This is a genomic window from Pseudooceanicola sp. NS-SX8 (assembly GCF_057380755.1).
Window position 1 is genome coordinate 4,648,508 of sequence record NZ_CM170819.1, and the last position, 12,339, is coordinate 4,660,846.

General features: G+C 65.5%; 13 protein-coding genes and 1 tRNA gene. 4 read left to right on the plus strand and 10 right to left on the minus strand.

Translation table 11 applies throughout. The features are described 5' to 3' along the window. Nucleotides 1-365 precede the first annotated feature (365 nt). From AC2IR1_RS21300 to AC2IR1_RS21315, 4 genes are all read right to left on the minus strand, one after another. Nucleotides 366-442 (minus strand) — tRNA-Pro (locus AC2IR1_RS21300). A gap of 156 nt (nt 443-598) precedes the next feature. Further along, nucleotides 599-1,609, minus strand: coding sequence for a DMT family transporter (locus tag AC2IR1_RS21305; RefSeq protein ID WP_486473982.1), 1,011 nt, complete (start codon nt 1,607-1,609; stop codon nt 599-601). Between the two features lie 223 nt (nt 1,610-1,832). Then, nucleotides 1,833-2,936, minus strand: coding sequence for a 3-isopropylmalate dehydrogenase (leuB, locus tag AC2IR1_RS21310; RefSeq protein WP_486473983.1), 1,104 nt, complete (start codon nt 2,934-2,936; stop codon nt 1,833-1,835). Nucleotides 2,937-3,010: 74 nt separating this feature from the next. After that, nucleotides 3,011-3,910 carry a LysR family transcriptional regulator gene (locus AC2IR1_RS21315; protein ID WP_486473984.1) on the minus strand — a complete coding sequence of 300 codons (900 nt, stop codon included), beginning with the start codon at nt 3,908-3,910 and terminating at the stop codon, nt 3,011-3,013. 96 nt (nt 3,911-4,006) lie between these two features. On the opposite strand from AC2IR1_RS21315, the gene AC2IR1_RS21320 reads away from it, so the two are divergent. Next, nucleotides 4,007-4,876, plus strand: coding sequence for a Rossmann-fold NAD(P)-binding domain-containing protein (locus AC2IR1_RS21320; RefSeq protein WP_486473985.1), 870 nt, complete (start codon nt 4,007-4,009; stop codon nt 4,874-4,876). Here AC2IR1_RS21320 and AC2IR1_RS21325 read toward each other — a convergent pair whose 3' ends face one another. The 5 genes from AC2IR1_RS21325 to leuC form a co-directional block, all read right to left on the minus strand. After that, nucleotides 4,877-5,887 (minus strand): endonuclease/exonuclease/phosphatase family protein, encoded by a 1,011-nt coding sequence (locus AC2IR1_RS21325; RefSeq protein ID WP_486476447.1) that lies wholly within the window; start codon nt 5,885-5,887, stop codon nt 4,877-4,879. Next, on the minus strand, nt 5,884-6,723 hold the full coding sequence (locus tag AC2IR1_RS21330) for a hypothetical protein (RefSeq protein WP_486473986.1): 840 nt from the start codon (nt 6,721-6,723) through the stop codon (nt 5,884-5,886). The genes AC2IR1_RS21325 and AC2IR1_RS21330 overlap by 4 nt, the downstream gene beginning before the upstream one ends. 265 nt (nt 6,724-6,988) lie before the next feature. Beyond that, nucleotides 6,989-7,507 carry an HdeD family acid-resistance protein gene (locus AC2IR1_RS21335; protein WP_486473987.1) on the minus strand — a complete coding sequence of 173 codons (519 nt, stop codon included), beginning with the start codon at nt 7,505-7,507 and terminating at the stop codon, nt 6,989-6,991. A 209-nt stretch (nt 7,508-7,716) separates the two neighbouring features. Continuing rightward, nucleotides 7,717-8,322 (minus strand): 3-isopropylmalate dehydratase small subunit, encoded by a 606-nt coding sequence (gene leuD / locus AC2IR1_RS21340; RefSeq protein ID WP_486473988.1) that lies wholly within the window; start codon nt 8,320-8,322, stop codon nt 7,717-7,719. An 11-nt stretch (nt 8,323-8,333) separates the two neighbouring features. Continuing rightward, nucleotides 8,334-9,755 carry a 3-isopropylmalate dehydratase large subunit gene (leuC, locus tag AC2IR1_RS21345; protein ID WP_486473989.1) on the minus strand — a complete coding sequence of 474 codons (1,422 nt, stop codon included), beginning with the start codon at nt 9,753-9,755 and terminating at the stop codon, nt 8,334-8,336. Between the two features lie 269 nt (nt 9,756-10,024). Between leuC and AC2IR1_RS21350 the strand changes: the two genes are divergently transcribed. The 3 genes from AC2IR1_RS21350 to rlmH all read left to right on the plus strand — a co-directional run bounded on the left by AC2IR1_RS21350 (nt 10,025) and on the right by rlmH (nt 11,751). Next, a complete protein-coding gene (locus AC2IR1_RS21350) occupies nt 10,025-10,705 on the plus strand; it encodes an FAD-binding oxidoreductase (RefSeq protein WP_486473990.1) in 681 nt (226 codons plus the stop codon). A gap of 212 nt (nt 10,706-10,917) precedes the next feature. Then, a complete protein-coding gene (gene rsfS, locus AC2IR1_RS21355; protein ID WP_486473991.1) occupies nt 10,918-11,256 on the plus strand; it encodes a ribosome silencing factor in 339 nt (112 codons plus the stop codon). A gap of 24 nt (nt 11,257-11,280) precedes the next feature. Further along, the gene (gene rlmH, locus AC2IR1_RS21360) at nt 11,281-11,751 is read left to right on the plus strand and encodes a 23S rRNA (pseudouridine(1915)-N(3))-methyltransferase RlmH (protein WP_486473992.1); all 471 of its coding nucleotides are present in this window, start codon (nt 11,281-11,283) and stop codon (nt 11,749-11,751) included. A gap of 147 nt (nt 11,752-11,898) precedes the next feature. Here the strand turns inward: rlmH and AC2IR1_RS21365 are convergent, their stop codons facing one another. Beyond that, nucleotides 11,899-12,273, minus strand: a complete 375-nt coding sequence (locus AC2IR1_RS21365) for an SH3 domain-containing protein (protein WP_486473993.1) — start codon at nt 12,271-12,273, stop codon at nt 11,899-11,901. Nucleotides 12,274-12,339 lie beyond the last annotated feature (66 nt).

Consider the following 12,339-nt stretch of genomic DNA (forward strand, 5'->3'; position numbering starts at 1 on the left):
GCCCTCTCTGACAGGGCGCCAAATCTCGGCCCGAGATCCCTTCAGCCTTCAATGAGGGAGTGGGCATCTTCTACAAAGGCAGCTCTGCTGTCTGAAGTTGTTTGCCCACCGGCAGGGAGCATTTGCCCAGATTTTCAGGGTATCCCTAGGCGCGCGCCGGGGGCGGACAGTCATGCAATGCGTAGCGAAGGTTGCTGCCCAGCCCTTCCGCGACATTCGCAAAAGAACATGACGACAGGCGCGCGATGGATGGCTGACACGATCCGAAGCGGCGCTCGACGGCCGAAATTGGAGGGATTTTGACAGGAGCAAAACGATCAGCGTTCTCAGGTCGCGCCGGAGGCTGCGCAAGCCGCTGATTTATTTGGTCGGAGTGAGAGGATTCGAACCTCCGACCCCTGCCTCCCGAAGACAGTGCTCTACCAGGCTGAGCTACACTCCGACCGTGGAGGGCGATCTACATCCAGCGCCGGATGATGGCAAGACCCAATTCACCCGATTTTCAACTTCGGCAGCGGCGCTCCCGCAGATGGGGTCGCAGCGATGGCCCGCAACACCCGACCGCGCCCACCCTGCCGGGCGGGCATGACGGGGCCGTTTACTGCCCGGCCCCTATCACGGGCTTGCGCAGGCCCGCATCGGGAACGGGACCGGCCCCGCGCCGGGCGCGCACGATCCGCAGCATCGGGCCGACGCGTAGAGCCCCGGGGGTGCCCGTCCGGTTGCGCGACCGCAGAACCGGCTGGTTCGACGTATCCGTCTGGCGCGATTCACGGAACACGATGTACATGCCCGATCCGATGATCAGGACCGAACCTGCGGCCACGTTCATCCCCGGGAATTCATCGAACAGCATCCAGCCATAGAAGGTCGCCCAGAGGATCTGGGAATACTGCATCGGCGCCACCAGAGCGGCCTCCGCATTGCGGTAGGCGCCGATCAGGAACATCCCCGCGACCACCGAAAGCACCGCGATGGCGAAGAACCCGCCGATATGGGGGGCCGAAACGGGCTTGTAGTAGAACGGCATCAGCGCGCCCATCAGCACGAAATTCGCCAGAAGCGGGTAGATCAGCATGACCACGTTGCGCTCCTCATGGCCGATCTTGCGCACGATGACAGAGGCAAGGGCACCGCAGGCCGCGCCCAGCATCGCCGCGAAATGCCCCGGCCCGAGGCTTGCGTTCCCGGGCTGCAGCACGACACCGACCCCCACCAGGCCGACGATGACCGCGATCCAGCGCCGCATGCGCACCCTCTCCCCCAGGATAGGGATGGCCAGCACCGTGATCAGAAGCGGCGTGGCGAAGAGAATCGCGTAGGTGTCGGCCATCGGCAGCACCGAGAAGGCATAGAAGCTGCACCCGGCCGCCACCACGGCCGCAAGCGTCCGGATCGCCATCCACCAGGGATGCGTCGGCACGAGCGTTCCCGGCTTGGTGTCCCGCACCAGGATGACCGAGGTCAGCGGGAAGCTCATCAGCACGGTGAACCAGACCATCTGGAAGGAACTGTAGCTTCCCCCGAGGATCTTGATGATCGCATCGTGGCCCGAAAAGATCGCCATCGCCAAGAGCGCGAAAATGATGCCGCGGCTGGTGCTCGTCATGAAGAAAGCTCCCGAAAAGAAAAACCCTTCCCGGCCATAATGGCGCGGGAAGGGTCGCTGACAAGTCATGCCCTGCAAATGCTTAGGCCCGCTAGCAGGCTTTTTTGCAAATGGTCAGTTCTTCGCAGGCAGCGCCGGATCAGGCGCCCCGGATACCAGCCCCCGGAGGTGCCGGCGGCACGCCCCGGGGCCCGGGCTGGCCCCGATCAGAAGCTGGCCCCGATCAGAGGCTGGCTTCGAGTGCGGCGATGACGGCATCGCCCATCTCGCCGGTCGTGGCCGGGGTGATGCCCTCTTCGTTCAGCAGGTCCGCCGTGCGCACGCCATCGGCCAGCACCTTCTCGACGGCGGCTTCCAGGCGATCCGCCTCGGCGCCCATGTCGAAGGAGTAGCGCAGCGCCATGGCGAAGGAGAGGATGCAGGCACAGGGGTTGGCCTTGCCCTGCCCGGCGATATCGGGGGCGGAACCGTGCACCGGCTCGTACAGCGCCTTGGGACGGCCATTTGCCATCGGCGCGCCGAGCGAGGCAGAGGGCAGCATGCCGAGCGAGCCGGTCAGCATCGCCGCGGCATCGGACAGCAGATCCCCGAAGAGGTTGTCGGTCACGATGACATCGAACTGCTTGGGCGCACGGCACAGCTGCATGGCACCGGCGTCGGCGTACATGTGGCTGAGCTCGACCTCGGGGTACTCCTTGCCCACCTCGGTCACGACTTCGCGCCACAGGATGCCGGATTCCATCACGTTGGCCTTCTCCATCGAGCAGAGCTTCTTGCCGCGACGCATGGCCAGTTCGAAGGCGGAGCGCGCAACACGGTCGATTTCCGACTCGGTGTAGCGCTGCGTGTTGATGCCCACGCGCTCGTTGTTCTCGGTGATGATGCCGCGCGGCTCACCGAAGTAGATGCCGGAGGTCAGTTCGCGCACGATCATGATGTCCAGACCGGCAACCACGTCCTTCTTCAGGGACGAGAAATCGGCCAGCGCGTCAAAGCACTGGGCCGGGCGCAGGTTGGAGTAGAGGTCCATTTCCTTGCGCAGGCGCAGCAGGCCGCGTTCCGGCTTCACCGAGAAGTCCAGCACGTCGTACTTCGGCCCACCCACGGCGCCCAGCAGGACGGCGTCGACCTCCTGTGCCTTGGCCATGGTGTCGTCATGCAGCGGCGTGCCGTGCTTGTCGTAGGCCGCGCCGCCCACCAGGTCCTCGGACACGTCGAAGGAAATGCCCCGTGCAGTCCCGAACCAGTCGATGATCTTGCGCACTTCGGCCATGACTTCCGGGCCGATCCCGTCACCGGGCAGGATGAGGAGCGAGGGGTTGCTCATGGGGTATTCCTTCCTGATCTCGTTGTCGGTTTCGCCTAGCCGGGGATGCACGAAAGATCAAGAAAGGAAAGGGTTCAGACGAGGTAGGATCGTAACCCTGCCACCAGTCTTTCCCAGGCCGCGGCGACACGGGGCGTGCGCCTGATCCCCTCATGCGCGGCGATCCACAGCGGCAGCACCGGCAGTTCAAGCCCGGTGATCTGCAGCTCTTCCACACCGGGCGTGCCACGCACCAGCGGGCGCTGGCCGAACCCGATACCACAGCCGGCGCGGACAAGCTCCCAGTAGGCGACCTGATCATCGCATCGGGTGGCGAACTGCCCGGGGTCCGATGGCAGGCCGAGGCGGCGCATTTCCTTCAGGATCAGGTCGGACCGATCGTAGCCCACCAGGTCATGCGCGCCCAGCTCCGCCACCCGCGACGGCCGCCCCCGGCGATCCAGGTAGGAGGTCGCGGCGAAGGCCCCCAGCGTCACGTCGCCAAGATGCCGGGCAATGATGTCGGGCTGTTCGGGCCGGTACATGCGCAGCGCGATATCGGCCTCCCGGTACATCAGGCTGTCGGTTTCGTCGCTGGCCACCAGTTCCACCTGCAGCTGCGGCAGCTCTTCCCGCATGGTGGACAGGATCGTCGGCAGAACATGGGTTGCCACCATCTCGCTCGCCGTCAGGCGCAGGGTGCCGGCCAGGTGGTCGTCGTGCCCGGCGGCGGTCAGCGCGATCTCTCCCATGGCATCGGCCATGCGCCGGGCCGCGCCCAGGATCTGCTGCCCCTCGGGCGCAAGCGCCAGGCCCCGCGGCTGCCGCAGGAACAGGGTCAGACCCAGCTGCGCCTCCAACTCCCGCACCCGGCGGCCCAGGGTTGGCTGGGACTGCCCCAGCCGCCGCCCGGCAGCCGAAAGCGATCCCGTTTCCGCCACCGCCAGGAAGACCTGCAGAAGCGACCAGTCGAGCGTATTGAGCCGAACATCCATTCATAAATGAATAGCGGCCAGATGATTCCAGTCAATTTCAATCTCCCCCAACAGGGGCATACTCGGGCGCAGAGATTTCACGAAAGGAGATATGTCATGACTGGCAAGGTTCTCATCATCGGCTCCCACGGTCGCTTCGGCGCGAATGCCGTCACGGCATTCCGCAACGCGGGCTGGGAGGTCACCACCTTCGATCGCAAACGCGACGACCTCATGCAGTCCGCACAGGGCAAGGACGTCATCGTCATGGCCGGCTCCCCCAGGGGCTACCAGGACTGGGCGAGGGAGGTCATGCCGATGCACCGCCCCGTTGCCGCCGCAGCCGCCGCCGCAGGCGCCACGCTGATCATTCCCGGCAACGTCTACGTCTACGGCCCGGATGCGCCAGCGGGCTGGACGGCGCAAACGCCCCACCTCGCCACCAATCCCCTTGGGAGGATACGGATCGAGCTGGAAGAGATGTACCGCAACTCCGGCGCCCAGGTGATCTACCTGCGCTGCGGCGACTTCCTCGACATCGGCCCGACGGGCAACTGGTTCGACCTGATAATCGCCAAGAAGGCGCATCGCGGAAAGCTGTCCTACCCCGGCCCGCTTGACTGCCCCCATGCCTGGGCCTGGTTGCCCGATGCGACCCGGGCAGCTGTCCGCCTGGCCGAAATGCGGTCCGATCTGGCGCAATGGGAAGAGGTCCCCTTCCCCGGCTACACCCTGACCGGCAAGGAGCTGGCCGATCTTTGCGCCCGCGCCCTCGACCGCCCGGTCGAGGCGAAGCGCATGGCCTGGCTGCCGCTGAAACTGTTGCGTCCCGTGGTGCCCATGTTCCGCGGCCTGGTGGAGATGAGCTACCTCTGGCGCCTGCCGCAATGGCTGGACGGCACCCGCCTGCACCAGTTGCTGCCGGATTGGCAGGACACCCCGCCGGAAGAGGCCGTGGCAGAGGCCCTTGCGCATCTGCCCCGCTGATCAGCGCATATCGAGGTCGGCCCAGATGAGTCGATGGCGGCTGGCCCGGGTCACGACTTCGGTCGCGACCTCGGCCACATTACCCTCCCGGGGCCGGATCATCCCGGCCCCGGTCACCCGCGCCTGCGCCCAGGGCAACAAGTAATCGACCCGCATCCGCCCCACCCCCACGTCGGTCCAGTCCACCGTCGGGCCCAGTCCCGCGCCCGGATCCTGCAATCGCGGGTCCGCCAGCAGATCGCGAATGGCTTCGCGCCGCCCGTCCCCCCGCGCGGGATCAAGGTTGGCGCCCCCGATCAGCACGAAGGGTGCGGGCAGGCGCCCGGCAAGATCGCCATCCAGCAGGCGCTGCCAGAATACGATCTCATCATGGTTGCGGCGCCCGTTCAGATCTTCGGGTCCGTCGAAGACGGGCGTGGTGGCCCGGAAGATGCCCAGTCTGAGCGGACCGCCCGACAGGACGGCAGGCAAGGCGACAGGCAGCACCCAGTGCACGACCGACGACAGCCGCCGCGCCTCCGCGCCCGGGTCTTCGGGCCGCAAAAGCACGCCGGGCAGGTCGCGCCAGCGTAGGTCGCTGTAATCCTCCACCGGGCCAAGCGGGTGACGCGACAGGACGGCCATGCCCCCTTCGCCACTGAAGCGGCCGTAACCTTCGGCGTCACGCGCCTCGCCCAACCGGCCGTTCCCATCCAGGTCCAGCCCGCTGGAACGTCCGGCATTCGGCATCGCGGTGAACTGATGAGGATAGGGCTGCGGTAGCGCGCTGTTCAGCGCCGCGAGGGTGAGTCCCTCTGCATCCGCGTCGATGCCAGCCAGCACGACCACATCCGCCCGCGCCTGCGTCAGTATGGAAAGGACGGCCTCGACCTGCGGATCGCCGCCCTTCAGGATGTCGCGCAGCAACAGGCCGGGCCCGTCCCGTGCCAGTTCCGTGTCGAAGTAGGCAAGGCGCAGCGGCTCTGCCCCCGCGACCGGGGCCAGCAGCCAAAGAAGCGCCAGCAGGATCAGGCGGCCAGGATACCGTCGTCCTTTGCGGCGGCGTAGGTCCGGCGCCGCTTGGCTTCGATCATCGCCGCGACCCGGGCCAGGGCCACGCCGCGCATGATCAGGTTTGCCGGGAAGAAGGCCCATGCCACCATCGTCCAGATCAGGGTCTGCGGCGACGCCAGCGCATGCAGGTCCACCATCGGCAGGAAGAAGCGCAGGATCACCGGCACCACGAATGGCATGAGGAAGCCTAACAGGATGTTAACGACCGAGTCGCGTTTGAGCCGGGTCAGGACGTCGCCGCCCCCGGTCGGATCGAAAAGCGGCAGGTTGATCCAGACGTTGAAGGCGCCGTAACGGGCCGGCCAGCCGTAGACGCGCACCAGCACGCCAAAGGCCACCAGGCCACAGAGCGATGTCAGGTAGGCAATCCCCGCGGCGGCCCGAACGGTCAGGATGAACTCAAGCGAGCTATCCTCGGGCAGCGCCAGCAGCACCAGGCGCACCGGCGAATAGGGGAAGTCAACCGCGTTCACCAGCATCTGCCCCACCCGCTGCAGCAGGTCGGCAATGGGCGAATCCAGCGCATTGCCGGACAGGTAGACCGTCAGCAGCAGGATCATGGCGAAGGCGGTGAAATAGCGCAGCCGGTTCACCGGCGGGGCAAAGCGGAATTCGATGATCGTGGGGAATTGCGCGAAATATTCGATGAAAGTGTAGAGCGCGCCCACCATCGCCACCAGCACCACGATCTGCGATGCGTCGGGCGACACGTCGGGCAACAGGAGGGAGGGCGTGGCAATCGCCAGCGCAATCAGGATGGCACGCATCAGCGCACCCGTGACTCGAACGATCACTGCTCGTTTTCCTTCAAACTGGCCCGGGCGTTTTCTGCGGGTGCCCGTGTTTCCACTTTGATGCCGCTGCATGGCGGTCTGCCTCATTCTTGCCACGATGTTGACAAGCTTGCGCCCCACGCTCAAGCCCTGCCTCCACAAGACCCTGATAATGAGGCGAAATGCGGGCCAAACTGGTGCGATCTTGCATCAATTGCAGGAACGAAAAGGGACCCCTCAGGGCCCCTCGCAAGATATAGTACCTGTCACCGCCGAAAGCGGTCTGTCAGGATCCGTTCCGGCGGGCAAACAGGCCGAAGGCGAAAAGACCTGCGCCTTCCGACAGAAGCTCGATTCCCAGCAGGATCCCGAGGAAGCTCGTCGCGGCAGAGGCGAAGTCGGAAAAGACGAGGATGCCCACCAGCACCGAGAAGACACCGGACAGTAGGATCAGCCAGTACACCGGCGTGCCGCGGGCGGACATCGCCATGGCCACCCGGATGATCCCCATGACGAAGAAGATCACGCCCAGCAGCAGGGTCAGCGACACCGTTCCGGCCAGCGGATTGGTCAGAAGCCAGACACCGGCCACGATGCTCAGAAGTGCGACGAACCCGTTCCAGATCCGCCCCTCATGCGCGCCCGCGCTGAACAGCAGCCAGGCCTGGATCACGCCGGAGGCCAGGAAGGCGATCCCCACGATGGTGGTCACCGCAAGCGACGCGGCAAAGGGATTGGCCAGGGCCAGCAGCCCGAACAAGGCAAGGATGATGCCGATCACGATCATCGCGGTGGAAATCTTCATGGCGTACCTCCCTTGGCCCGGTTTCAGGGCCATCGCCTTCGCGCGGCCCTGCGGGGCCGACCCTACGCCCTTTCGCGCCGGGCTCAACCCAATACGCACCCAAAGGGCCAATACGCACCCACCGGACCCCGCATCGCAGCCCCCGGGCGCCCCGGACATGCAAAGGGGCCCCGCAGGGCCCCTCGCAAAACATGTATCTCTGCCCCGGCTCAGACCCAGGGACGGGACTGTGCCAGCTCGCCTTCGAAAGTGTCGATCGCCGCGGACTTGGCCATGGTCAGCCCGATGTCATCCAGGCCTTCCAGCAGGCAGTGCTTGCGGAAGGGGTCGATCTCGAAGGTGAAGACCTCACCGTCGGAGGTCGTGACGGTCTGCGCTTCCAGGTCCACTTCCATCCGCGCGTTCGACCCCTTCTCGGCATCCTTCATCAGGACGTCGACGGCCTCCTGCGGCATCACGATCGGCAGCATGCCGTTCTTGAAGCAGTTGTTGTAGAAGATGTCGGCGAAGGAGGTGGAGATCACCACCTTGATGCCGAAGTCGGCCAGCGCCCAGGGGGCGTGTTCGCGGGACGACCCGCAGCCGAAGTTGTCACCTGCGACGATGATCGAGCTTTCGCGATATGCGGGCTTGTTCAGGACGAAATCGGGGATCTCGTTGCCTTGTTCGTCATAGCGCATTTCCGCGAAGGCGCTGACGCCCAGCCCGGACCGCTTGATGGTCTTCAGGTACTGCTTGGGGATAATCATGTCGGTGTCGATGTTCACCAGCGGCATGGGCGCCGCGATACCCGACAGTTTTTCGAACTTTTCCATAGTCTTTATCCTCAGACGGCTTCGGCGGCCATGAAATCGCGGATGTCGGTGATCTTGCCGGTCACCGCCGCAGCGGCAGCCATGGCAGGCGACATCAGGTGCGTGCGACCCCCGCGGCCCTGACGGCCTTCGAAGTTCCGGTTCGAGGTCGCGGCGCAACGCTCACCCGGGGCCAGCTGGTCGGGGTTCATCGCCAGGCACATGGAGCAGCCCGCAAGGCGCCATTCGAAACCGGCTTCCTTGAAGATCTCGGCCAGGCCTTCTTCCTCGGCCTGGGCACGGACAAGGCCGGAGCCGGGGACGATCATCGCCCGCATGCCATCCTTGACCTTGCGCCCCTTCACCACTTCGGCGACGGCGCGCATGTCCTCGATCCGGCCGTTGGTGCAGGACCCGATGAAGACCGTGTCGATCTCGATATCGGTCAGCTTCTGGCCCGGCTTCAGGTCCATGTATTCCAGCGCGCGCTTGGCCGCATCGACCTTGCCACCGTTGAAGCTTTCGGGGGCGGGCACTTCGGCGGTCACCGGCAGCGCGTCTTCCGGGGAAGTGCCCCAGGTGACGGTCGGCGCGATGTCCTCGCCACGGATGGTCACGACCTTGTCCCAATGCGCGTCGTCATCGGAATAGAGGGTCTTCCACCAATTCAGCGCGGCTTCCCACTGGGCGCCCTTCGGCGCATGGGTGCGGCCCTTCACGTATTCGAAGGTGGTTTCATCGGGGGCGATCAGGCCGGCGCGGGCGCCGCCTTCGATGGCCATGTTGCAGATGGTCATCCGGCCTTCCATGGACAGGCCACGAATGGCTTCGCCGCAGTACTCGATGACGTAACCGGTGCCGCCGCCGGTGCCGGTGTGGCCGATGATGGTCAGCACGACGTCCTTGGCGGTGACGCCCGGGGCCAGCTTGCCGGTGATTTCCACCTTCATGTTCTTCGACTTGGACTGGATCAGCGTCTGGGTGGCCAGCACGTGTTCCACTTCCGAAGTGCCGATGCCATGCGCCAGCGACCCGAAGGCGCCGTGGGTCGCGGTGTGGCTGTCGCCGCAAACGACGGTCATGCCCGGCAGGGTCCAGCCGTTTTCCGGCCCGACGATGTGCACGATGCCCTGGCGGATGTCGGACACGGGGTAGTAGTTCACGCCGAAGTCACGGGCGTTCTTGTCCAGCGCGGCCAGCTGGATCCGGCTGTCTTCCGGCATCTGGTCGGGGTTTTCGCGGCCCGGGGTGGTGGGCACATTGTGGTCCGGCACGGCGATCGTGCGCTCGGGCGCATGCACCTTGCGGCCGGCCATGCGCAGACCTTCGAAGGCCTGGGGGCTGGTCACTTCGTGGACCAGGTGGCGGTCGATGTAGAGCAGGCAGGTGCCGTCTTCATCCTGCTGGACGACGTGAGCGTCCCAGATCTTGTCATAGAGCGTCTTGGGGGACATGGGTCCTCTCCCTGGATATTTCGTGGAAATTCGGAAATGGGAAACGCGCGCGCGCCCCGCAGGGCCGCGCAGGGCCTCATAGCGAGGCCAGGATCGTCAGCGTCGCGCCGAAGAACCGCCAGGGCAGGCGGGCACGGTCGTCCATGTCGAAAATCTGCGTCATGCCCGCCCAGATACTCCTCGGCGGCGCTTTCATCAAGCCCGCTGCGCAGCGCGCGAAGGGGAACATTGTCCGCCGCGCTTCGTTGAAGGCTCAAAGGAGGTTCATCATGACCCAGACGATTACCCTCAAGGAGAAGGTGCAGCTGACCCCCGATGTGCACGCCTTCACCTTCAGCCGCCCCGACGGCCTGACCTTCACCCCCGGCCATGCGACCGAACTGTCGCTGGAACGCCCCGGCTGGCGCGACAAGGGCCGCCCCTTCACCTTCACCTCCCTGCCCGACGCGCCGGATCTGGAGTTCGTGATCAAGTCCTACCCCTCCCACGATGGCGTGACGGAGGAAATGGCCGGCCTGCGCCCCGGCGAAGAGGTGGAGATGGAGGAGCCCTTCGGCGCACTGGAGGACAAGGCCCCCGATGCCCCCGCGACCTTCATCGCCGCCGGCGCCGGGATCACGCCCTTCCTGGCCATCCTGCGCAAGCGGGCAGCGGATGGGCGCCTGAACGGCTGCCACCTGATCTTCACCAACAACACCGAAGCCGACATCATCCTGCGCGACGAGCTGGAGGCGATGGACGGCCTGGCCACCGATTTCACCGTGACCGAAAAGGCCGGCAAGACCGTGCCCAAGGCCTTCATCGACCGGTCCTGGCTGGCAGAGAACGTCCACGACCTGACCCACCATTTCTACATCTGCGGCCCGCAGGGATTCGTCGATGACATCCGCGAGGCACTGCAGACGCTCGGCGCGGATCCCGACCGGATCCATACCGAGGAAGGCTGGTAACAGCGCCTTTCCGGGCGGTTCCGTCGCCTCGCACGCGGGACCGTCCGGTTTCATTGAAAAGTCCCTCCATCGCTGCTACCTTTAAGACATGCCCTGCACCGGGGTTCTGTCGGTGCGCTGCCACGGAGGACCATGTCCTGTCACTTGACGCATCTGCGGATCTCTCCGCACCTGAAGGGGCCCAGATGATGGCCGCCCCGCAAGAGCTGAGTGTGAAAGACCAGCTCGCCCTCATCCTGACATCGCTGGAAGACGACAAGGCAGAGGAGATCGTGAAGATCGACCTGGCCGGCAAGTCCTCCATCGGCGATCACATGATCGTCTGCTCCGGCCGCTCCTCGCGGCAGGTGGCCGCGATCGCGGAAAAACTGGTCGACCGGCTGAAGCAGGCGACCGGACGCACCGCGAAGATCGAAGGCAAGGAAACGGGCGACTGGGTGCTGATCGACACGGGCGATGTGATCGTCCACGTCTTCCGCCCGGAAGTGCGCGAATTCTACCAGATCGAGAAGATGTGGATGCAGCCCGGTCAGAAGACCCCGCTGTCCTGATCCGGACGGGATACTGACCGGATCATGAAACTGCATCTTTGCGCCATTGGCCGGCTCCGGAAGGGGCCGGAAAAGGCGCTGATCGACGACTACCTCGACCGCGCCGGCAAGACCGGCCGCGCGCTCGGGCTCGGGCCCTGCACCGTGTCGGAGGCCGAAGCCAAGCGCGGCGGCGGCATGTCGGAAGAAGGCGAGCTTCTTTCCCGCATGATCCCCGATGGCGCGAAGCTCGTCTGCCTCGACGAACGGGGCAAGCTCCTCACCTCACCGCAACTGGCCGATCACCTCGCCGCCTGGCGGGACGAGGGGATTCGCGACGCGGCCTTCGTCATCGGCGGCGCCGACGGGATCGACCCCGCCCTGCGGGACCGCGCCGACCTGTCGATTTCCTTCGGCAAGATGGTCTGGCCGCACATGCTGGCCCGGGTGATGCTGTCAGAACAGCTCTACCGTGCCACGACGATCCTAGCAGGGTCCCCCTACCACCGGGTCTGACCCTCTCCTCAAAAGCAATAAGCCGAAATGCAAAGGGCGACGCCATGGCGCCGCCCTTCTGTCCCGGAGTGGTTTTTCGGGACACGAACGCAGAATACCGTTCGCGCATCCGCCCCCGGATGGAGGGAGAGGGCGGAATTTCGGCGCTCAGCGCGTGGGGGTCAGGTAGCGATCCGCGACCCAGCCCTTGGCGCCGTTGGGGCCAAAGCTGATCTGCGACCACTGGCCGTCCTTGGATTTCGCCACCACGGTCACCGTGTCGTTGGGGCGCAGGCTGCCGACGACCTTGAAGTTGGTTCCGGGGCCGGACCGCACGTTGAGCGAGCTCTGGACGCCGGTGACGCGGTACTTGCTGCCCACCTGCGGTTTGGCGGTGGACGAAGCCGCGGGCTTCTGCTGCTGTGCCTGCGGTGCGGGCTGCTGGCCGGCGGGCTTGGGCGCGGACTGCGCCATGGCACCCCCGGCAGCAAGGGTCAGGGCCAGGGTGGCGGCGGTCGCAAACGCGGTGAGAGAGGCTCTCATGGGATTCTCCTAGACTGATCTGTCACCCGGGCCCACGGGACGGGGCGCTTCATCGGGTCGACAGGG

What these genes read in the sequence shown, in the direction of transcription:
- AC2IR1_RS21305 (WP_486473982.1), bottom strand. Translation starts at nt 1,609, where the DNA reads ATGACGAGCACCAGCCGCGGCATCATTTTCGCGCTCTTGGCGATGGCG.
- leuB (WP_486473983.1), bottom strand. Translation starts at nt 2,936, where the DNA reads ATGAGCAACCCCTCGCTCCTCATCCTGCCCGGTGACGGGATCGGCCCG.
- AC2IR1_RS21315 (WP_486473984.1), bottom strand. Translation starts at nt 3,910, where the DNA reads ATGGATGTTCGGCTCAATACGCTCGACTGGTCGCTTCTGCAGGTCTTC.
- AC2IR1_RS21320 (WP_486473985.1), top strand. Translation starts at nt 4,007, where the DNA reads ATGACTGGCAAGGTTCTCATCATCGGCTCCCACGGTCGCTTCGGCGCG.
- AC2IR1_RS21335 (WP_486473987.1), bottom strand. Translation starts at nt 7,507, where the DNA reads ATGAAGATTTCCACCGCGATGATCGTGATCGGCATCATCCTTGCCTTG.
- leuD (WP_486473988.1), bottom strand. Translation starts at nt 8,322, where the DNA reads ATGGAAAAGTTCGAAAAACTGTCGGGTATCGCGGCGCCCATGCCGCTG.
- leuC (WP_486473989.1), bottom strand. Translation starts at nt 9,755, where the DNA reads ATGTCCCCCAAGACGCTCTATGACAAGATCTGGGACGCTCACGTCGTC.
- AC2IR1_RS21350 (WP_486473990.1), top strand. Translation starts at nt 10,025, where the DNA reads ATGACCCAGACGATTACCCTCAAGGAGAAGGTGCAGCTGACCCCCGAT.
- rlmH (WP_486473992.1), top strand. Translation starts at nt 11,281, where the DNA reads ATGAAACTGCATCTTTGCGCCATTGGCCGGCTCCGGAAGGGGCCGGAA.
- AC2IR1_RS21365 (WP_486473993.1), bottom strand. Translation starts at nt 12,273, where the DNA reads ATGAGAGCCTCTCTCACCGCGTTTGCGACCGCCGCCACCCTGGCCCTG.